Raw genomic sequence first — 20,294 nt, 5'->3', positions numbered from 1 at the left:
ACGATCAGTCTTTCGACCGAAAGTCCGCCAGGACCCCGCCGTCTGCGTTTCCCTTCCTTCAAATTCAATTGTCAAAGAGCAAAAGTCGAATTTCGAGAACACCAACCCGTCCGGCGGCAAACCGCCAGATTTTTTCGAGACGACTAGGTTCCTACCGGTTAGTCCCGGCTGGGAACCTCAGAGTTTCGAGAGTTGAATGCCCTGCGAGGGCGGCGAGGCCGTGTGGCCCGCCAACGAGGCTGTTTAAACAACATCCCGGTCCGGGTGTCAACGGCCATTTCAAAAAAAGTTCGCGAATTATGCCTCGATTCCGCGTCAGAAATAAAACACAATAAAATCAATAAGATATAGAAAGGCGACCTTCCGTCAGGCCTGTGGATAACTCTCAGGGGGCCTTTCTGCCCCCTGCCTTGACCCCGCCCCGATTGTTTTAGAACCTCAATCAACGTCGTTTACCGTGTCCCGGAACCGCGAAAATCGTCCCGTGACCCGGTCACACCGTTCTTTTTGACGTTCAACTCGGCCGCGACGCGCGTTTTCGGATGCGCCGGACGCCGAATGGCGGCAAGCTTTGCCGCCTTGAACGCCGTTAGAGATCGCTTTGCAGGGCTGTGGGGGGCTGCTGCACGTGCTTCAAAGTCGAAAAAAGGCTCCGGCCACCAAGGAGGTCACTACTATTGTGACCGAGGAAGAGATCACTCTCTTCCCGACAAACGCCTATGGCGGGCGCGGTGGCAGCTTTTTTCAGCAGATCTATGAAGCCGAGACGAATTCCGAGCCGAGAGCAGGCGGCCGCTTCCGCTGGATCTTGAGCACGTGCTTGGCCGCCGCCATCGGCGCCATTGCCATTCTCATCGTAGTTTACGGCTCCTCCGACAGCGATCATCTGAACGACGGGCTGCTGCCGACCCTGAAAAGCATCGGCGAAGGCGCGCTCGTTCCGCAGGTCGCCATGACGCCGAAAAATGCCGACGGACTGAAGTGGGTCATGCCCAAGTCGGACCGCCTGCAGCTGACGACCGGGGCCCTCTCGACCCGCTACATCATCCACGAGTCCTCCAAGAGCCGTCGCGACAGTCGCGAGTACGTTCGCCAGAAGCCTTATGCCCGCATCGTTGCGCGCCTTGCTCCGGTTCCCGCCGAACAACGGGACAGCATCCCGCCCTTCAATCCTTTCAAGCTCTACGGCAGCAGTCAGCCATCCGAGCCCGACGCCGACGAAAGCGCCGGCAGCGGACTATCGAAGTCCGACGTCTCTTCGAAAGTCGTCGAGCTGCTCGGCGGGATCCTGCCGCAAGAAGACGGCCAAGAGCTCGATACGCAGGAAGTGCAGGATATCGTCGAGCGTAGCGCGACAGGCGACACCGCCGGCTACACTGGTGACGGCTCCGGCGCCCCGCTCGACGGCGGTGGGGCTAGCCCGCCGTCAGACAGCGACGCCGGCTGGCAGCCGAAAGCCTCGACGACGGACAACCTGAACACGACCGACATCTACAAATCGGCGGAGGCCCCCGACGAGCCGACCGACGACTTCGAAGGCGGCAAAGTCATCGTCGTCACTGTCGGTCCCAAGGACACCTTGGCCAAAATTCTCGCCAAGGCTGGCGCGCCCGAATGGGACGTTCACAGCATGATCGAGGCCGGACACAGCATTTTCTCCGAAAATGCATTGGTTCCTGGTCAGGAAGTCCGCATCACGCTCGTTCCTTCGCTCTCCGATCCCAATAAGATGGAACCGGCGCGCTATTCGGTCTTCTCCGACGGCCACGATCATCTCGTAACCGTCAGCCGCAGCGCCGCCGGCGAATTCGTCGGCTCGTCGAAACCGCCCTTCGACGAAGAACTCCAGCACGCGGCCAACGGCGACGATGATCCACAGAGCGCGACGCTCTACGCCGCCGTCTACAATGCGGCGCTCATGCAGAATATTCCGCCGGCGACCATTCAGAAGATCTTGAGCGTCAACGCCTTCGATACCGACTTCCGCCGCCGCGTCCGTCCGGGCGACACGCTCGAGATGTTTTTCGACATGAAAGACGATCAATCGCCTGACGGTCCGCCGGGCGAGTTGCTCTATACGGCGCTGTCGAGTGGCGGGACGGTCTATAAATTCTATCGCTTCCGTTCGTCAGATGGCGTGGTCGATTACTACGACGACACCGGCAACGACTCGAAAAAATTCCTCATCCGCAAGCCCGTCCGAGGTGAAGACGTGCGCCTCACGTCCGGTTTCGGCATCCGTTTCCATCCGCTGCTGAACACGCGGAAGATGCACACCGGTGTCGACTGGGCCTGCGCCATCGGCACCCCCATCATCGCCGCCGGTAACGGCACGATCGAAGAGGAAGGACGCAAAGGCTACTACGGCAATTACATCCGCATCCGTCACGCCAACGGCTACCAGACGGCTTACGCACATATGAGCCGGTTCGGAAAATTCCATGTCGGCGACAAAGTCCGGCAAGGCCAAGTCATTGGCTTCGTCGGCTCGACGGGCCTGTCGACCGGCGCCCACGTGCACTTCGAGGTGCTCGTCAACAATCGCTTCGTCGATCCGATGTCGATCCAGGTGCCGCGCGAGCGCAAGCTCGAAGGCAAGGATCTCGCCGAATTCCAGAAAGAGCGCGCCCGCGTCGAAGAACTGATGCGCCGCGCCCCCGTCATGACGGCCAACAAATAGCGCCTTGCGAAACCACAGATCGCTCGCGCAGGCGAGCGAAGCTGACTTGCCAGAGTCCGCCGCGCGTCCAATCAAACTCTATCGAAATTCTCGCGTATCGACGTGTCGAACGCATGGACACGCCTGCCGGGAAAATGAAAGCCGTATGCCATCGTGGGGCAGAGCGCTCGGTTAAAGACGCGATGACATGAGATCGCACGATGGAAATTCGCGTTTCGGCATCGAATTCCCGGCGTATTTTCTCATTCGCACTTTCATGTCGCTTCCGCCGCTTGCCGGGATGCCGAAATTCCTCCAGGTCTCAGCTCGCCCTTCCCTTTTCCCAGCGAGAGGATCACGCCATGTCAGAGACAGTCGCCACCAAGGACGGTGTAACCATTTACTTCAAAGATTGGGGCCCGAAAGACGCTCAGCCCATCGTGTTCCATCATGGCTGGCCACTATCCGCCGATGACTGGGACGCGCAGATGCTGTTCTTCTTATCGAAAGGCTATCGCGTCATCGCTCACGACCGCCGCGGCCACGGCCGCTCGTCGCAGGTCAGCGAAGGTCATGACATGGACCACTATGCTGCCGACGCTGCAGCCGTCACTGAACACCTCGACCTGAGAAACGCCGTCCATATCGGCCATTCGACCGGCGGCGGCGAGGTTGCCCGTTACGTCGCGAAGTACGGTGAGCCGCAGGGCCGTGTCGCCAAAGCTGTTCTCGTCAGTGCCGTTCCGCCACTGATGGTCAAAACGGACGCCAACCCCGGCGGAACGCCGATCGAAGTCTTTGATGGATTCCGCTCCGCGCTCGCTGCCAACCGCGCACAATTTTTTCTCGATGTGGCGTCAGGCCCCTTCTACGGCTTTAACCGCAGCGGCGCGAAAATCTCGCAAGCCGTGATCGAGAACTGGTGGCGCCAGGGCATGATGGGCAGCGCCAAGGCTCACTATGAAGGCATCAAGGCGTTTTCTGAAACCGATCAGACTGAAGATCTGAAAGCGATCACCGTCCCCACACTCATCCTTCAAGGCGACGATGATCAGGTTGTCCCATACGCCGATGCTAGCCTCCTGCAGGCAAAGCTGCTGAAGAACAACACGCTCAAGGTCTATCCGGGCTTTCCGCACGGTATGCTGACCACCCACGCCGACGTCATCAATCCGGATCTGCTCGCGTTCGTGAAGAGCTGAGCACAAGCATTGTCAGCGATCGGCAACAGAGCGTTGTCGATCGCTGCATTCATGCGGAACCATTTGTGCACGTTCCGGATTCTCGTTACGTAGCGCGCGATCAAAGCCCGAATCGCAAATGATGCTATAGATTAAGAATCAATACCGTCCGCGGGGGACGACAACGAGGGAGCAGATCATGAAGACGTTTGCAGGATGTCTTGTCCTTGCCGCCGGCATCATCGTCGCGCCGGTTGCCGCCAGCGCCCATGAACGCGTAACGGACGCCGCACTTGGCGGTCTTGCCGGTGCCGTCGTTTTCGGACCGGTCGGCCTCGTGGCAGGCGGCGTCATCGGCTACACTGCGGGCCCAAAGATCGCCTGCAAGATCGGCGCGAAACGCTGCTATCGCCATCGCGCGCGCTACCGCCGGGACCGCGCGCGCAACTAGTCGAATAATCCTCTCGAACAAATCCGAGAAAAAAGATGGGCGGCTTAATTGCCGCCCGTCTTTTTCTTGGTGTCGCTCGCCAAAAACTTAATGATCAGCGCGCGTTGTTTCTTGTCGGGCAAGCCGCTGAAGATTGCGCCCATATTGTTGCCGGGAACGACCGCATTCGGATTGGCAATCCACTGGTCGAGATTTTGCTCGTTCCAAGTGATGCCCGAGTCTTTGAGAGATTCCGAATAATCAAAACCTGGAACGGTGCCGGCCTTGCGGCCGACGACACCATAGAGTGTGGGACCGATACGATTGTCGCCCTTATCGAAGGCGTGACATTCGCGACAATGTCCGTTGAAAGCAAGTTCGGGATCGTCATCGTCGGCATGAGCGACGACCGACGCTGTTGTGCCGACCAGACCGATACCCAAGGCTAAAGCCGAAAGAACGATGGCGGAGTGAAGCGAGCGGGGGAGAAGCGGAATTTTTTTCATGTCCGTAAAAACTCGTCCTTGAAAGTTTCGGTTCCGGCTTGCCGCCTTACAAATTGGACAGCCCACAGCGTAATGCGAAGACCATCGGCGTTCGACAACGCCCAAGCGACAGACGACATTCAAAATAGATATGAATGAAAATTCCGGTTCCCAATTCGCACGAGTTCCACAAATCATGAAATATCGTTTAGATCATCACCGCACGTCATCCCCCCTAGGGACACAGCGCAATTAAGCCCCCCGACTTCGACATTGAGGAAATTGGATCCGATGGACATCCGGCGAAACGGCTCGCGACCGAACAATCGCGGTTCCTCAGAGTACTTCACCGGCGACGTCCACATCGAACCGCTTGTGCAGGCGACGGCGCCCGCTCGTGTTGCATGCGCCATCGTCACGTTCTCACCGGGCGCCCGAACAGCGTGGCACACGCATCCGCTGGGACAGACACTTATCGTCACCGCAGGTCGCGGCTGGGTGCAGCGCGACGGCGAACCACCCGAAGACATTCATCCCGGCGACGTCGTCTGGTTCCCGCCAGGTGAGAAGCACTGGCACGGCGCCACAGCCACCAGCAGCATGGTGCACATCGCCATTCAAGAGTCAGTGGACGGTAAAACCGTCGATTGGCTTGAACAGGTCGGCGACGATCAATATCCCCCCGGTTGAATTGCCCTTTTTAAATATTTCCGCAGAAACGGCATTTACTTTCGACAATTGAATTGACGAACACGGAAAATTGGCACCCAAAATTAACGCTGGGATGAGACCACCCATGGGGAGATCATCGCCGCATTCTAAACTGACAGGCGACGGGGGAAATCAGACGCGCAACCTTGGAGACACGCAGATGTCGTTTCGATTTTTTGCCTACCCATTTCTAGCGTTGATGCTCGCCGCCACCGGCGTTGCAGAGGGACAAACGAGCGACGCTGCGCAGGCAGCGTTCAAAAAGCTTGACGATTACCTGCAAAACAATCCCATGGATTTCGAGACGAAATTCAACGCCACCTCAGACGGCAACGAGCTTTATCACGGCACTGGCCATTTTATCCTTCGTCAGCCGACCGCATTGCGCGCCGACATCTCGCTCAACGCCAACACCTACGTCGTCATTTCAGACGGCACCGTGCTGACGATCTACGATCCCCAACAGAAGAAATATTCGCAGAACGCCGCTCCGGGCTCGCTTTCAGCGGCGTTCGGCTTCTTCGCCGGCGAGCTCGGCATCGACTCTCAAGTCCTGAATTTCATGGGCGTCGTGCATGACGCGGTCAGCGGCAACGACGGCACGACGATCAAGGCCGCCGGCAACGAGTCCGTCGACGGCAAGTCTTGCGACAAGTTTACGGTCACCGGAGCATCCGGAGACGACACCTGGCAGGTCTGGATGGAGCAAGGCGACAAGCCGCTCTTCTGCAAGCTCGTCTATCACAGTGTCGACGGCCCGGCGCAAACGAACGTGTTCCACTGGAACGCCGCTCCGAAGATTTCGCCGGACACCTTCACATTCACGGCTCAGGCCGGCAGCACCAAGGTTGATGTCGGCGATCTCAACATGGTCTCGCCGTAACGACTGCAAATCAGCGGCCGGCGCTGCGCGTCGCCGGCCGCCCTGCAAATTTCACTTCCTACTCTCGTACTCACATGGCGTTGCGCAATTCGACCCGCCGGTCGAGCTGCATCAGGTCATCGCGCGAAAACTTCGAGCGGTCGATGCCCGTGAATGGTTGCGTCGCGCCCTCTGGGATCAGTTTCAGCTCCCCGTCGTAGCCGCCGTTGCGCAAGAACGCAGCGACCGTATCGAGCCGCTTGCGTGACAGATCCATGTTGTATTCGGCCGTCCCGCGCTCATCCGCGTGACCAGTGAGCGAAATGGATTTGAACTTCTTCAGCTGCACATAATCGAGCAGAAGTTTTGCCGTCTTCTCGCCGTCGGACGTCAGCGTCGCTTCGTCGAAAATGAAGGTCATCGGAACGGGTATCGTCGCCGACTGAGGATGCTCGGAACTTGCAACCTCGGGCGGCGTCGACACCAATGCTTGAACCTCCGGCACGGCGCCGCTGTTCTGCGATGCCGGAGGAGGCGCGGTCGCCGTTGCCGTCACCGCGCTTCCAGTCTGCGCCTGCGCTGCAGCCTCCTCGCGCGCCGATGCGACGACGTTCTCGAAATTCTTCAGCAGAGCGACCGACGGTGACGTCCCACGCTGAGCTGCATCGCTCACCGCTGTCTGAGAGGGCAGCGCCGCCGCCGGTTTGGCGTGAGAGCTGTTATCCTCGGCCGACGTTTCGCTTGCGATCTTGAATGTGCCGCTCCGCAAGCTGAACTTCGGATCGGGGCCAGCAAACTTGTGATCCGTTGCAAGCGACCAGTCGCCATTGTCATTCGCCTTGGCTGTCGCCACCGCGACATCGCCTTCAAACACCGTGACGGAGCTACCCGGAGCGGCACGCCCCGCAAAAACCGAAGTCGCACCCGACGTCGAGACCTCGGCAAGATCGAGCTTCACGCCGTCGCCGGTCGATCCTTCGCTGCTCTTCTCTTTTCTGTCCGATTCGTTGCCAGCCTGCCGCGAAGCTGACGAGCCGGTATCGGCCTCGGCCTTTGATCCAGCCGCCGGAGCATTGGCGACCGAAGCAGGTGCCGCCGCCTCGGGAGCCGGTTTGTGAGCCTCGAAAACCTCGTCAACAGGCAGCCGGAAATGGAAAACTTGCGCCAAGGCGAAAGCTCCCGCGGACAAACACAGAAAAACGATCAATAAAACCCATCGGCGCATTGCAGGCCTCTCACAACGCGAAAGCGCGCATTTTCATACTCTATTAGGGCCTTTGCAAGGATCTGACGACATTGCGCGGCAATCCTGCGCTCGCCGCTTTGGCCGAGCCCTAGTAACAAACGTGGCGCATCCACCGAAGTTGGCAGGACTTCCGACAGTCTCGGTGCGTTTGCCCATCCAAGACTAGGACCTATGGCTCCAACGAGGAAAGATTGATGAAACCCCAAATACGTTCCGTTGCCCTCTCATCATTCTTCACCGTCACTACTCTTTTGTCCTCTCATATCGCCATCGCCGACGACAGCAAGAACTTCGTCTGGACGGACGGGGTAACCACACGCCTCGAGGCTTTGGCGTTGCTCGAAACACTCAATTCCGAACTTCTGAGCCACGATAGCGCCACGCTCACTCTGGACCGTTGGTGCGAAGATCACAGGCTTGCATCACCCCCGGCGCGTATTATCGCCGAGTTCGTCCATGGCGCCGACAAACCCCTCTCCGCCGAACAACGCCAAATCCTTGGCATCAGTCCATCAGAGCCGATCCGATATCGCCAAGTCCGCCTGAGTTGCGGAGGCCATGTGCTTTCCGAAGCGGACAACTGGTACGTGCCAAGCCGCCTTACTCCGGAGATCAATCATATGCTCGAGACGAGCGACATCGCATTCGGTCGCGCTGCACAGTCGCTCAAGTTTCGACGGCACACACTCTCCGCGAAGCTTCTCTGGTCACCCTTGCCGCACAATTGGGAGATAGCCGGCACCCTAACGAAGCCGCACGACGGAGTTCCGCTCGTTGTTCCACACCATGTGCTTCAGCACGTGGCCGTACTGACGCTTCCCGATGGCCGACCGATCAGCCAAGTTGTCGAAACCTACACCGAGGAGGTGCTCGACTTCCCGCAACCAATCGCAAAACCCTGACCAACTTGGAACAGCTCAGAGAGAGCAATGCGAGCAAAGCATCACATTTCCTCTCTTCTGTTCGACGTGAGACTTTGCCGCGTTTTATCAAAACTTGTTTCACATCGAAACGAATGCAGCGATCACATGCACCCCCACACGCACGGGAGATGAATCGCCGCATTCGCATCGCTGTCTAATGCCTGTCTAATCCGAATGCGATGCGCACGCCGCGCGAAACGCCGGCTCTTGAACGCGCGATGGCTCATTAGACATCGAGCTGCAAATTTCGTGCGGCTGCTCTGCGAGCAATTTAACAGCGGGGGTTGTTTCGGATTTGAAAAAAGCCCTTCCCAACGAGCAATCTGATGCGAGAGGGGACGCACCCTCGACATCGCGTCCCGTTCGCCACGCAAACAACTTTCAAGCGTTGCGCTGGCTCGCCGCAACATCCGTCATCCTGGCTCACTCATATGGGCTGCGTGATCTTCAGGGCGTCTACACGCACCTCACAGGCCTGGACCTCGGATGGTCTGCAGTCGTGATGTTCTTCACGATAAGCGGCTATCTGATCAGCGCGTCTGCGCAACGGCGGTCCGCACTAGAATTCTGGCAAGCACGTTTTTTGCGGATCTTTCCGGGTCTGATTATCTGCACGCTGGTGACGGCGCTCGTCATCTCCGCGTTCTCCACGCTGAGTTTCAGCCAATTCATCACTGACCGACAGACGCTTCGCTACATCTTCGGTTCGGGCACATTGCTCTCGACTGAATATTCGCTTCCCGGAGCATTCCAGAATCACGCCGTCACATATGCAAACGGTTCGCTGTGGACGCTGCGATATGAGGTTGCGAGCTACTTCCTCGTTTTCATGCTCTTCGTTCTATCTTATCGAACCGGCATAATTTTCGCGGGAGCGATCATATCCACCGGCTTCGCGTGTGCTCTTGGCTACGGAGTGCCAACCGCGCTCGGTCACACGATCCCGGTGCAGGCGACCAATTTCCTCACCCTGTTCATTCCGTTTGCAATCGGCGGGTGGTTTCAGGCCACCAAACGAAGCGGGCCCAAACTGCCTTGGGTGGCAGTCGCAATGGCGCTTGCGGCAGCTTTGGCGCACACGCCGACAAACACGATCTTTGCGGCCGCTGCGATTTCGCTGCTCACATTGTGGGTTGCCTTCCGCCCGGCACGCGTGCTGACAAGGCTGGATGTGCTTCCGGACTATTCGTACGGAATTTACATTTACGCCTATCCCATCCAGCAAATCACCATCCAGCTCCTTCCTGGCTGGCATCCGCTGGCGCAAGCGCTCGTCGCGTTTCTGCTCACCCTCGTGCCGGCGTCGCTGTCATGGCACTTCATCGAGAAGCCGGCCATGGCGCTGAAGTCCATTCGGCTTTTTCCTGTCGCGAGAGATACCGTCTTATGAAATTTCAGATTCAAAAAGTCTGGCGCACCGCGCTGGTCGTGATCGCCTGCCTCTCGGCCTCGCCTGCAATTGCGGACAGCAAAGCGGCGTGGATGACTGGCGTCAATCTGTCGGGCGCCGAACTCAACGCAAAGAAGAGCCGGATCAATTTCGACTACGTTTTCCCGACGATCAAAGAGATCGAATACTTCCGCGCCAAGGGCTTTCGCTATTTCCGCCTGCCGGTGTTGATGCAGAGACTGTTCCAATTCGAAGGCGGCGTTCCGGACCCGACGCCGACGGCAGACTGGAAGCAATTCGTCGCGTTGATCGACAAGGCCGCCAGCGTCGACGCAGTGATCATCGTCGACTTTCATCAGTTCGGCCGAACGCAATCCGGCCTCATCGGACGCGACGCGGCCGCAACGCAGGAGTTCGTTGCGGCATGGGCTGAGACGGCGAAGCGGCTCAAAGACAAGCCCAACGTCATTTTCAATCTCATGAACGAGCCGCACGAGCAGACGGCGGAGGAGTGGCTTCCGGCCGCGAACACCGCGATTGCCGCCATCCGCCAAGCCGGCGCCAAGCAACTGCTGCTGGTGCCGGGCTCCTACTGGACCGGCGCGCATTCGTGGACCACGACCCCTAACGCGCGCGTCATGACCGGAGTCGTCGATCCGGAGAACAACTTCGCCTATGACGTTCATCAATATCTCGACTCCAACAGTTCCGGCACGTCGCCGGACGCCGTCCCCGGATCGGGAAGCGAACGGCTCAAGGCCTTCACCGAATGGGCCCGTCAGAATCACGCGCACGGCTTTCTTGGCGAATTCGGTTTTTCGTCCGCCGAACCTGCTCTTCGCGAGGGCGCCGCGCTGATCAAGTATATGTCCGACAACCGGGACGTCTGGATCGGATGGACGTATTGGGCGGCTGGCCCCTGGTGGGGCGATTACATGTATTCCGTCGAACCCAAGAACGGAACCGACCGCCCTCAGCTTGATGTTCTCGTGCAGGGGAACAAGTAGATCCGTTTCTCTGGCTGCATCGTTGGCGGACATTCCCGTCTCAACTCGCCTCAATTCGACTGAACGGCATTAATCCCGAGTTCAGGATAACGGCGGGAAACTGGCGATGACGTGCGCAAAATAATCAATATCGCACGTCCCAACGGAGACTTTGCCATGATGAAGCTTTTCGCGCCTCTACTCGGTCTTGCTGCACTTATCGCCATCGATCTGTCATATGCCGCCACGCCCGCTGCTGCCCTTGGTGGCTGCGGCCCGAACCGCCATCGCAGCAGCGTCACCGGCCGCTGCATCTGGGGCGGCCAAAACCAGGGATGGTGTGTCAGACACACGGGCTATCGCGCCGTTCGTATGCCCAACGGCCGCATGGTCTGCGTAAGACGTTAATCTGCGACCAGTTCGGATTAAGAACTTCACCATCCGGACGTGATGCCTTGCGCATCGCGTCCGAAATTTTTGTCCAACGCGATCGGCGGCCGACTCGCGGAACGCGAGTCGCCGATCGCAAACTCAAAAGCGCCTCCGGCCGGTTCTGTAAAGCAGATGCGGAGGCCAACCTGGAACGACGAAACAGCAAACGTCCACGGCGGCCGGCTCCGCGCAGCGGAGTCGCCGTGGACGATCAAACAAAGCGCAACCGGCCGGCTCCACGAAGTGGAGTCGGTTGCGCCAATCAACAAAGAGGCGGGACGGCACGGCCTCGCTCATTTGATTTTTGTATTAGGGATGCGGACCATTGCCGCCCCGCGCATGCCAACTCTCCGCCTCGTCCCCGGCCCATATGTCCGGAGCCTCTCGTATGAGTGCGGATCGCTCCTGAGCGATCCCTGAGTCGTCGAACCCGCCATCCGCCCCGCATCCTTTTATGCAAGAAGCGTTTCACCGCGCCGAGCACCCGATCGTGCTTGTCGCGCGGCAGACAGAGAACCCGCGGCTTACCGATTTCTCCGCGCGACCCCGCATGCTCTTCCCACTCACGTCTCGCGGCACGAGCTCATGCCCTTTGTCCTTCGTGAGAAGATGCGAGGGAGTATGCGGGAGGTTTCGAGAACGGGGATAAATTTTTTGCGGAGATGTAGAGTGAGGTTAAAGGCTGAAACTACCGAACAATCAGGAGAGCGAAATGGGCGATCCAGAAATCCGAACTGCGCTCGACCGGCACTGGGCCGCGTCCGAGGCTGGTGATGACGACGCCGAGGACGAGATCTATCACGATGACGTCGTGCTGGAATACCCACAGTCCGGCGAGCGAATCCGAGGGCGCCTCGCCATCCGCACGACACGCGGACTGCTGCCCAACAAGCACTTCACCATACGGCGTGTGATCGGGCACGGCGATCTTTGGACGACCGAGTACGTCATCAGCTATGACGGCAAGCCGTCCTACGTCGTCAGCATCATGGAATTCAGAGACGGAAAAGTCTTCCGCGAGACGCAATACTTCGGTGATCCCTTCCCGCCCTGGCCCGGCCGTGCGAAGTGGGTGGAGAGGATGGAAGTTTAGGTAGGTTGTGTGCTTGTCGCGCGCAGGCAGAGACCCGCGGCTTACCGATTTCTCCGCGCGGCAGCGATTTCTATCGCCGTTAAAACCGCACTCTCTAATCCGCCATCCCGGCGCAGGCCGGGATCCAGCCTAGCCAAAAACATGCGAGATGCTGAAGGAATTTATCCGACGCGACCACTACAGCAGCGGCAGGCTCTTTCTCGCGCACAAGAGGATAGGTTTGAAAGTCGCCGAACAAAAACTACATGTCATGATAGTTTCCCCGCGCCTTAATTCTGGGCGGCGCGCGATGCCGCCGAAAGCGATCCAACGTCGACCGATATGAAAGCTCTCTCTCCCTGCATCGATGTTTGCAAATTCAAGCACGCCGGACATTGCATCGGCTGCGGCATGACCAAGAAGCAGAGAAAGAAATTCAAGCGTCTCGACGGTCGAAAGGCGAAGCTCGCGTTCATAGAAGCTTTGCGCCTGAGACAGATCGAGATCGGTCTCAAGACCAATTGGGAACGCGCCTATCGTCGCCGCTGCACAAAGAAAGGCATCGCGTGTCCGCTCGACCGGCTCCCATCGCCGCCCTCCAATGATCTGAACGACGGAATGTCATCCTCGGGCTTGTCCCGAGTATCCATCGATCAGCGGTCGGAGCAGCAAGATAGATCCTCGGCATAAAGCCGAGGATGACACCAGACAAAGACCTAAGTTCCTAGCCGAGCGTGGCGAAGCAGCCGTCTTGAACATACGTCGGCTGCTTCTTCTTATTTCAGATTAAACGCTGAATCAGCCGCGCGTTGCGAGATCGGTCAACGCCTGCTGCACAGAGCTAGACGCACGACTAGCAGTAGTGGACGGCTTATAATCTCCGTCAGCGTCTTTGACGCTTGAACGGTCTGGCCCCTTCGTCAGGTAGTCGCCGTCTGCGGCGCGTGTATTTTTAGACTGCGCCGGAGATGTTTTTTGTAGAGAGTTTGCGGCCGTTGAGTTGACTGAAGTGATGTTCACGATTTTTGCTTCCTCGAAAATATGTTGTCGCGAGATTGAGCACCGCCCGGCAAAGCACGCTTCAAACATTCGCTTGGCAGGAACAGACTCAACATATTTCGCCGCGGTTAGTTTTCTCTTATGCGCGAAGTGAAAAGCGCAGCTCGATTTCACTCGGCCGGTTACAGCTTTGTATGATTCACGTTGCTCGGCTTAGCGGCCGCTTTCAACCATACAAATCTGTGAGTAACCGACCGCGTGACGCGTTCGAAATTCCTATGAGAGCGTCATACAATTTTGTGACTAAGGCGAGCACGTCATATAAATCGCGACACCGCGCTGACCACGTTAGCTTCAGCTTTTGGCGACTGCAGCGAAGCGTCGACAATCTCCACAAGTCTCATCATGCAACGAAGAATGTGCGCATCAAAGCCCTCCCCACTCACGTCTCGCGGCACGAGCTCATGCCCTTTGTCCTTCGTGAGAAGATGCGAGGAAGTATGCGGGAGGTTTCGAGAGCGCGGATAAGTTTTGTTATCTACTTCAGGTCCGCATCATCACGGCCATTCGATCCGGAATTATTCAGATTTCGTCGTCGACCAACGCCTGCAGTGAGTTCGTCGCGTAAAGGATCGCCTTGGCCTGGTGTGCTTGACTTAGGGCCTCAGTTTGAAGCACGCGCCGCATCAGATCGAGACCGATAAGCTGAGCGGCAATGAGCGCAGCACGCTGCTTCGAGTTGCGCCCTCCCAACCAACGCGCGATCTTCGCGATGACGGCCGTATCGGCTGCGACGCGTAATAAAGGCGCGACGTCCGGGCTTCCCATCGAACGCAAAAAAGCGAGCGTCGGATCGAAGTGCTGCCCGTCATAGCTTTTCGTACAAAAGTATGTCGCAGCACGCTTGCCGAACGTCGCGCAATCTCCCTCGAGCAGGCTGTCGAGATTCATGTAGGGTATCACCGCCTCGGCAAACAAACCCTCTTTCGATGTAAAGTAGCGGTTGACGAGCGCGGCGTTGACACCTGCTTCGGTGGCGATTTCGCGCAGACCCGCGCCGTCGAATCCTTTTTCGGTGAACACACGCTGTGCGGCCGCCAGTATAGCCTCGCGCGTGGCTGAGGCATCGCGAGGGCGCTTGGATTTGCTGCTCAAGTAAACACCCGTTGACTTGTTGTTTGGAGACTTGTAAACAGTCGATTACATCGTCGCTTCGGCGTCAAGTGGTAGTGCATCCCTCTCCAATCAGGAGCAACTGGTAATGTCGTCAAAGTTGAAAGTTGCGCTCGTTACAGGTGCTTCATCTGGCATTGGCATGGAAGCTGCGCGTAGCCTGAGGTCGTCCGGGTTCACCGTCTACGGCGCGGCACGGCGTGTTGACCGGATGCGAGAGCTGGAAAATGACGGCATTCACATCATTTCGCTCGATGTAACCGACGAAAAATCGATTCTGGATTGCGTCAAAACGATAGCAGATCGGGAAGGCCGGATCGACGTTCTGATCAACAACGCCGGCTACGGCTCCTACGGAGCCATCGAGAACGTGCCGCTTAGCGAAGCAAGGTCCCAGTTCGAGGTTAATGTGTTCGGCCTCGCACGCCTGACGCAAGCAGTGCTTCCACTGATGCGTGCCCACAACTTTGGTCGGATCATTAGTATCTCGTCGATAGGCGGTAAAATCCATACGCCGTTCGGCGGCTGGTACCACGCAACGAAATTTGCGGTCGAGGGCCTTTCGGATTGCCTGCGCCTCGAAGTCCAGCGTTTTGGTATCGATGTCATCGTGATCGAGCCCGGTGGCATTAAGACCGACTGGGGCATTATTGCCGCCAATCATTTGCGCGAGACATCTGGCAGCGGCGCCTACGCCAGCGATGCCAATAAGACCGCCGACGGCATGCTCAAGACGTATCAGGGCAACCGGCTATCGCCGCCTTCGGTGATTGCAAAAGCCATCGTTCAGGCTGCGACAGCGACCAAGCCTCGGACGCGCTATGCAGTCGGTTTTGGCGCCAAGCCGATCCTGTTCATGCGCCGCTGGCTCAGCGACAGGATGTTCGACGCTTTGATCAAGCGCGCGTCGGCATAATGCCGACGGCAGCGACATCCCCGCACAAACGTTGAATCGCGAAGCCCAAACCCAGTCGCCCGAGTAAATTTTAATGCGCGCTCCCGACCCTGCTTCGTAGAGCCGGCCGGCCGGGAGCGCATTTAATCAAGCCGCGGCTTTGATCGGCCAGCCGTTGATCGTCAGAGCACCGTCGCGCACCGACACCGTCACCGTATCGCCGTCCTTCACGCCGCCCGCAAGGATCTGCTCGGCGAGCGGGTCCTGCACGTTGCGCTGGATGACACGCTTCAAAGGCCGCGCGCCATACGCCGGATCGTAGCCGCGGTTTGCGAGCCACGTCTTCGCCTGCTCATCAAGCTCGATCGTGATCTTGCGATCCGCCAAGAGCTTCTGCAGACGCCCGATCTGGATATCGACGATCTTCGTCATGTCCGCGCGCTGCAAGCGGTGGAACAGGATGATGTCGTCGAGACGGTTGAGGAATTCGGGCCGGAAGCGAGCGCGAACTTCAGCCATGACTTCGTCGCGCACGGCTTCCGTTTCCTCGCCTTCCTTCTGCTCGACGAGGTACTGCGCGCCGATGTTCGACGTCAGCACGATCAACGTGTTCTTGAAGTCGACCGTGCGGCCCTGGCCGTCGGTCAGGCGACCGTCGTCCAAAACCTGAAGCAACACGTTGAAGACATCCGGATGCGCCTTCTCGATCTCATCGAACAGGATGATCTGATACGGACGCCGCCGCACCGCTTCCGTCAGCACGCCGCCTTCCTCGTAGCCGACATAACCCGGAGGCGCGCCGATGAGACGGGCGACCGAGTGCTTCTCCATGAACTCCGACATGTCGATGCGCACGAGCGCCGTGTCGTCGTCGAAGAGATAGCCCGCGAGCGCCTTCGTCAGCTCGGTCTTGCCGACGCCGGTCGGTCCTAAGAACATGAACGAGCCGATCGGCCGGTTCGGGTCCTGAAGCCCGGCGCGCGCACGACGCACAGCTGTCGAAACGGCGATGACCGCTTCCTTCTGACCGATGACGCGCTTGCCCAGCGCATCTTCCATCTTCAGAAGCTTGTCGCGTTCGCCCTCGAGCATCTTGTCGACCGGAACGCCCGTCCAGCGCGACACGACGGCCGCGATCTGATCCGGCGTGACGGCTTCCTCGACCAGCGCGCCCTTACGCTCTTGGGATTCGACGTCGGCGAGCTTCTTCTCAAGCTCGGGGATCTTGCCGTAGCGAAGCTCGCCCGCGCGTGCCAGATCGCCCTTGCGCTGCGCCTGTTCGAGCGCGTTGCGCAGGCTCTCAAGCTCTTCCTTCAGCTTCTGCGCCGAGCCGAGCTTTTGCTTCTCGGCCTGCCAGCGCGCCGTCATCGCCTCGGATTTTTCCTGCAGATCGGCGATGGATTTCTCAAGCCGCGCGAGACGATCCTTCGATGCCGAGTCGGTTTCCTTTTTCAACGCTTCGCGCTCGATCATCATCTGCATGAGATCGCGGTCGATGGCGTCGAGCTCTTCCGGCTTGGAATCGACTTGCATGCGCAGACGCGACGCCGCCTCGTCGACAAGGTCGATCGCCTTGTCGGGCAGAAAGCGGTCGGTGATGTAGCGGTTCGAAAGCGTCGCCGCCGAGACGAGCGCGCTGTCGGTGATGCGCACGCCGTGATGCAGCTCATACTTCTCTTTCAAGCCGCGCAGGATCGAGATCGTATCTTCCACCGTCGGTTCGGTTACGAATATCGGCTGGAAGCGGCGGGCGAGCGCGGCGTCCTTTTCGATGTGCTTGCGGTATTCATCCAGCGTGGTCGCACCAACGCAGTGAAGCTCGCCGCGCGCGAGCGCAGGCTTCAACAGGTTGCCCGCATCCATCGACCCTTCGGTCTTGCCGGCGCCGACGATGGTATGCAGCTCGTCAATAAACAGAATGATGTCGCCCTCGGCCTCGACCTCGGACAGCACGGCTTTCAAGCGTTCCTCGAACTCGCCGCGATACTTCGCGCCCGCGATCAAGGCGCCCATATCGAGCGACAGCAGCTTCTTATGCTTCAGGCTTTCCGGCACGTCGCCCTTGACGATGCGCAGCGCGAGGCCTTCCGCGATCGCCGTCTTGCCGACGCCCGGTTCGCCGATCAGCACGGGATTGTTCTTCGTGCGCCGCGACAGCACCTGGATGGTGCGGCGGATCTCTTCGTCGCGGCCGATAACCGGATCGAGCTTGCCGGAGCCTGCCGCTTCGGTGAGGTCGCGGGCATAGCGCTTCAGAGCGTCATACGCCTGCTCGGCGTTGGCGCTGTCGGCCGTGCGGCCCTTGCGGATGTCGTTGATGGCGGCGTTGATCTTGTCGGGCGTCACACCGGCGTCGCGCAGGATCTTGCCCGCGTCCGTCGCGGTGTCGAGCGCCAGCGCCAAAAGCAGCCGCTCGGCGGTGACGAACTTGTCGCTCGCCTTGTCGGCAAGTTTCTCGACGGCGTCGAACACGCGTGCGAGTTCCGACGAGACGTAAACCTGTCCCGAGCCGCCGGTGACCTTTGGCTTCTTGGCAAGGTTCGCCTCGACCGCGCGCAATGCGGCGCGCGAATCCCCGCTCGCCTTCTGGATCAGTCCGCTGGCTAGACCCTCCGGGTCATCGAGCAGAATTTTCAGAAGATGTTCGGGGGTGACCTGTTGATTGTTTTCGCGGAGTGCCAGCGATTGAGCCGATTGGATAAAGCCCTTGGCGCGGTCCGTGTAGCGTTCGAAGTTCATGTCGCGTCCTCCAGCACATTCCTCACCGTCCTTAAGGCCCGGAAAGAATGCCATGCGAATTGATTTTTATCATCCAAGCGCGGCCAAAGACCCGATGGCCGGCATCCCCGCGCACCCGTACGATGCTTCGGATATAGGATCGGGCGCCGCCCGAAAAAGAGGCATCGCCGACAAAATCTGAGGGATACGCGCGACATGGCCACTTCCGGGACCGCTACGATCGAAGCCCTTTACCGCTATCCGGTTAAAGGTTTGACGCCGGAACCGCTCGAAAGCGTGGAATTGCGCCCGATGCAGACCCTGCCCTTCGACCGGGCCTACGCCATCGAGAACGGTCCCGGCCCCTTCGACCCGGCAAACCCCCAGCACCTGCAGAAAATTCACTTCGTCATGCTGATGCGGAACGAGGAGCTGGCGACCGTCCGTTCCTTATTCGACGACAGCACCGAGACCCTCGTCATCTCGAAGGGCGGCGCCGAGATCGCCCGTGGGGACCTGCGAACCGAAGCGGGCCGCACCGCTATCGAAGACGCCATCGCCCGCATCGTAACCTCGGGTTTACGTGGACGTCCCCGCGTCGTTGTCAGCCCAGGACACAGCTTTTCCGACGTCGCACCCAAATGCGTCCACCTCGTCAACCGCCAGAGTTTAACCGCACTCGAAGGCATGCTCGGCGCGCCCGTCGATGCCCGGCGCTTCCGCCCGAACCTCGTGCTCGACGGCTTGGAACCCTGGCAGGAACTGGACCTCGTCGGCAAAAAGTTGCGGACCGGCGGCATCACCCTCGAAGTCTTCAAGCGCACCGAGCGCTGCGCGGCGACCAACGTCGACCCAGAGACGGGCGAACGTGACATGAAGATCCCGTCGTTCCTGTCTAAGACCCTGGGGCACACGGATTTCGGCGTCTACGCCCGCATCGTCGACGGCGGCCGGCTCCACGTCGGCGACACCCTCGAAGTCACCGATTGAGCGAAAGACGGACCCACCGTAAGCTGCTCTCCGGCGCATGGCAGGGATCGAACGATGGCGCGTTACGTCCGCTTCGCAGGCTTGGCGTCCATCGTGATCGTCGAAGACGACGATGAGATCGACGCGCTTCTCGATCATCCCGAGCTCGATCGTACCTATCGCCCCGCCGGCCCGCCGCTCAATCGCCTGCTGCTCTCGACGTTGCGCCATGCTCTATTTCGAGACGGGCAAGCCCTGCTATCGTTCCGGCCGCGCGGCGATGGCGAACGGGCAGCAGCACAAGCTGCCGCTGCAAAGCGCCTGGATGCGCTTGCCCAGCAGGCGCCTTGGTCCAACGACGCGCTTGCCACCATGGCGGCCTATGTCGCGAACGGTACGAACCGCGACGCCGCCCTCGCCGCCTTGACCTACGCGACGGCCTATCCCTTCCTTGCGGCCGATGGCAGGGAAACGCCCATCCCGTTCGAGGCGGCAAAGTTTGGCGACTTGTTCGAGCAATACCAACGACTGAAGTTCGCCCGCCAGAGTTGGAAAGGACTGCTAAGTCGCCTCCTCGGTGTTGACCGCCGTGCTGAGCAAGAAATTCTGAGGATGACAGGCGGTGACGATTACGGCCTGCATGCCGTCGGCATCACCCTCGCCAATTCCGAAATCATTCTCGAAAATCTTCGTGCGTCCTTCGCTGTGCGCCTAACCAGAACGGCGACCGGAGCGCCCTTCGATTGGAGGAAGGTGCGCACCGCGCCAGCGATGCTCACGCGGCAAAACAAAACGCCGCTGAGATTTGCAGGCATTTCAGAAGAAGTTCCGGCGAACGCCCTCGTTCTGCTGAAAACGCGCCAGGCGCTGCGGCCGGACAGTCCCGCTGGATTTGAGTTCGCAAGCAAGCATTGGTCCTACTGCCCCGCGAGCCGCTACATGATCGCGATCTTCGAACGCGTTCACGTGCTGGCACAGCGCGCAAGCACGGCTGCCTGAGAGCGATTGCAAGCGAATTGCGCGAATGTCGAAGAAGAGCCCGCCCGGCGCAGGCCGCGTGGGAACAGGCTCGTCCCCGGCGGCCGGCTCTCGGAACGAGAGTCGCCGGGGACCAAATTAAAAGCCTCGCGCGAGCGGCCGGCTCCACGCAGGGGAGTCGCTCG

Annotated in this window: 18 protein-coding genes; 14 read left to right on the top strand and 4 right to left on the bottom strand. The window is 59.2% G+C overall.

Annotated features, from left to right (window positions below; genetic code table 11):
• Positions 1-679 precede the first annotated feature (679 nt).
• The 3 genes from HYP802_RS0102900 to HYP802_RS0102890 all read left to right on the top strand — a co-directional run bounded on the left by HYP802_RS0102900 (position 680) and on the right by HYP802_RS0102890 (position 4,291).
• Complete coding sequence (locus tag HYP802_RS0102900) at positions 680-2,680, top strand: M23 family metallopeptidase (RefSeq protein ID WP_013950528.1); 2,001 nt, start codon at positions 680-682, stop codon at positions 2,678-2,680.
• Between the two features lie 341 nt (positions 2,681-3,021).
• The gene (locus HYP802_RS0102895) at positions 3,022-3,861 is read left to right on the top strand and encodes an alpha/beta hydrolase (protein WP_013950527.1); all 840 of its coding nucleotides are present in this window, start codon (positions 3,022-3,024) and stop codon (positions 3,859-3,861) included.
• A gap of 178 nt (positions 3,862-4,039) precedes the next feature.
• A complete protein-coding gene (locus tag HYP802_RS0102890; RefSeq protein ID WP_013950526.1) occupies positions 4,040-4,291 on the top strand; it encodes a hypothetical protein in 252 nt (83 codons plus the stop codon).
• A gap of 44 nt (positions 4,292-4,335) precedes the next feature.
• On the opposite strand, the gene HYP802_RS0102885 is transcribed toward HYP802_RS0102890, so the two are convergent.
• Positions 4,336-4,776, bottom strand: coding sequence for a c-type cytochrome (locus HYP802_RS0102885; RefSeq protein ID WP_013950525.1), 441 nt, complete (start codon positions 4,774-4,776; stop codon positions 4,336-4,338).
• Positions 4,777-5,046: 270 nt separating this feature from the next.
• Here HYP802_RS0102885 and HYP802_RS0102880 point away from each other — a divergent pair, with 270 nt between their 5' ends.
• Positions 5,047-5,445: a cupin domain-containing protein gene (locus HYP802_RS0102880; RefSeq protein ID WP_013950524.1), complete on the top strand. Its 399-nt coding sequence runs from the start codon at positions 5,047-5,049 to the stop codon at positions 5,443-5,445.
• Positions 5,446-5,626: 181 nt separating this feature from the next.
• Positions 5,627-6,349, top strand: a complete 723-nt coding sequence (locus HYP802_RS0102875; RefSeq protein WP_157135486.1) for a DUF2092 domain-containing protein — start codon at positions 5,627-5,629, stop codon at positions 6,347-6,349.
• Positions 6,350-6,419: 70 nt separating this feature from the next.
• Here HYP802_RS0102875 and HYP802_RS0102870 read toward each other — a convergent pair whose 3' ends face one another.
• A complete protein-coding gene (locus HYP802_RS0102870) occupies positions 6,420-7,496 on the bottom strand; it encodes an OmpA family protein (protein WP_157135485.1) in 1,077 nt (358 codons plus the stop codon).
• A 272-nt stretch (positions 7,497-7,768) separates the two neighbouring features.
• On the opposite strand from HYP802_RS0102870, the gene HYP802_RS0102865 reads away from it, so the two are divergent.
• From HYP802_RS0102865 to HYP802_RS23135, 6 genes are all read left to right on the top strand, one after another.
• Positions 7,769-8,476 (top strand): hypothetical protein, encoded by a 708-nt coding sequence (locus HYP802_RS0102865; RefSeq protein WP_013950521.1) that lies wholly within the window; start codon positions 7,769-7,771, stop codon positions 8,474-8,476.
• Positions 8,477-8,792: 316 nt separating this feature from the next.
• Entirely contained in the window at positions 8,793-9,887 is a 1,095-nt protein-coding gene (locus tag HYP802_RS0102860) for an acyltransferase (protein ID WP_013950520.1), read from the top strand.
• Positions 9,884-10,894 (top strand): glycoside hydrolase family 5 protein, encoded by a 1,011-nt coding sequence (locus tag HYP802_RS0102855; RefSeq protein WP_013950519.1) that lies wholly within the window; start codon positions 9,884-9,886, stop codon positions 10,892-10,894. Before HYP802_RS0102860 ends, HYP802_RS0102855 begins: the two co-directional genes overlap by 4 nt.
• A 156-nt stretch (positions 10,895-11,050) precedes the next feature.
• Positions 11,051-11,281 (top strand): hypothetical protein, encoded by a 231-nt coding sequence (locus HYP802_RS0102850; RefSeq protein ID WP_013950518.1) that lies wholly within the window; start codon positions 11,051-11,053, stop codon positions 11,279-11,281.
• Positions 11,282-12,017: 736 nt separating this feature from the next.
• Complete coding sequence (locus HYP802_RS0102840) at positions 12,018-12,398, top strand: nuclear transport factor 2 family protein (RefSeq protein ID WP_024275098.1); 381 nt, start codon at positions 12,018-12,020, stop codon at positions 12,396-12,398.
• A gap of 321 nt (positions 12,399-12,719) precedes the next feature.
• Positions 12,720-13,067, top strand: a complete 348-nt coding sequence (locus tag HYP802_RS23135) for a DUF1289 domain-containing protein (RefSeq protein ID WP_013950514.1) — start codon at positions 12,720-12,722, stop codon at positions 13,065-13,067.
• Between the two features lie 891 nt (positions 13,068-13,958).
• Here the strand turns inward: HYP802_RS23135 and HYP802_RS0102830 are convergent.
• Positions 13,959-14,531, bottom strand: coding sequence for a TetR/AcrR family transcriptional regulator (locus HYP802_RS0102830; protein ID WP_013950512.1), 573 nt, complete (start codon positions 14,529-14,531; stop codon positions 13,959-13,961).
• 106 nt (positions 14,532-14,637) lie between these two features.
• On the opposite strand from HYP802_RS0102830, the gene HYP802_RS0102825 reads away from it, so the two are divergent.
• Positions 14,638-15,465, top strand: coding sequence for an oxidoreductase (locus tag HYP802_RS0102825; protein ID WP_013950511.1), 828 nt, complete (start codon positions 14,638-14,640; stop codon positions 15,463-15,465).
• A gap of 126 nt (positions 15,466-15,591) precedes the next feature.
• On the opposite strand, the gene clpB is transcribed toward HYP802_RS0102825, so the two are convergent.
• A complete protein-coding gene (clpB, locus tag HYP802_RS0102820) occupies positions 15,592-18,183 on the bottom strand; it encodes an ATP-dependent chaperone ClpB (RefSeq protein WP_013950510.1) in 2,592 nt (863 codons plus the stop codon).
• Between the two features lie 195 nt (positions 18,184-18,378).
• Between clpB and HYP802_RS0102810 the strand changes: the two genes are divergently transcribed.
• The gene (locus HYP802_RS0102810; RefSeq protein WP_013950509.1) at positions 18,379-19,152 is read left to right on the top strand and encodes an MOSC domain-containing protein; all 774 of its coding nucleotides are present in this window, start codon (positions 18,379-18,381) and stop codon (positions 19,150-19,152) included.
• Between the two features lie 54 nt (positions 19,153-19,206).
• Positions 19,207-20,130 (top strand): hypothetical protein, encoded by a 924-nt coding sequence (locus HYP802_RS0102805; protein ID WP_013950508.1) that lies wholly within the window; start codon positions 19,207-19,209, stop codon positions 20,128-20,130.
• Positions 20,131-20,294 lie beyond the last annotated feature (164 nt).

It is taken from the genome of Hyphomicrobium sp. 802, assembly GCF_000526135.1.
In the GTDB taxonomy this organism is placed as follows: domain Bacteria; phylum Pseudomonadota; class Alphaproteobacteria; order Rhizobiales; family Hyphomicrobiaceae; genus Hyphomicrobium_B.
This window is presented reverse-complemented; position numbering and strand designations above follow the sequence as displayed.

Coding starts and splice junctions, on each gene's coding strand:
- HYP802_RS0102895 (WP_013950527.1), top strand. CDS start 3,022: ATGTCAGAGACAGTCGCCACCAAGGACGGTGTAACCATTTACTTCAAA.
- HYP802_RS0102890 (WP_013950526.1), top strand. CDS start 4,040: ATGAAGACGTTTGCAGGATGTCTTGTCCTTGCCGCCGGCATCATCGTC.
- HYP802_RS0102885 (WP_013950525.1), bottom strand. CDS start 4,776: ATGAAAAAAATTCCGCTTCTCCCCCGCTCGCTTCACTCCGCCATCGTT.
- HYP802_RS0102880 (WP_013950524.1), top strand. CDS start 5,047: ATGGACATCCGGCGAAACGGCTCGCGACCGAACAATCGCGGTTCCTCA.
- HYP802_RS0102875 (WP_157135486.1), top strand. CDS start 5,627: ATGTCGTTTCGATTTTTTGCCTACCCATTTCTAGCGTTGATGCTCGCC.
- HYP802_RS0102865 (WP_013950521.1), top strand. CDS start 7,769: ATGAAACCCCAAATACGTTCCGTTGCCCTCTCATCATTCTTCACCGTC.
- HYP802_RS0102855 (WP_013950519.1), top strand. CDS start 9,884: ATGAAATTTCAGATTCAAAAAGTCTGGCGCACCGCGCTGGTCGTGATC.
- HYP802_RS0102850 (WP_013950518.1), top strand. CDS start 11,051: ATGATGAAGCTTTTCGCGCCTCTACTCGGTCTTGCTGCACTTATCGCC.
- HYP802_RS0102840 (WP_024275098.1), top strand. CDS start 12,018: ATGGGCGATCCAGAAATCCGAACTGCGCTCGACCGGCACTGGGCCGCG.
- HYP802_RS23135 (WP_013950514.1), top strand. CDS start 12,720: ATGAAAGCTCTCTCTCCCTGCATCGATGTTTGCAAATTCAAGCACGCC.
- HYP802_RS0102825 (WP_013950511.1), top strand. CDS start 14,638: ATGTCGTCAAAGTTGAAAGTTGCGCTCGTTACAGGTGCTTCATCTGGC.
- clpB (WP_013950510.1), bottom strand. CDS start 18,183: ATGAACTTCGAACGCTACACGGACCGCGCCAAGGGCTTTATCCAATCG.
- HYP802_RS0102810 (WP_013950509.1), top strand. CDS start 18,379: ATGGCCACTTCCGGGACCGCTACGATCGAAGCCCTTTACCGCTATCCG.
- HYP802_RS0102805 (WP_013950508.1), top strand. CDS start 19,207: ATGGCGCGTTACGTCCGCTTCGCAGGCTTGGCGTCCATCGTGATCGTC.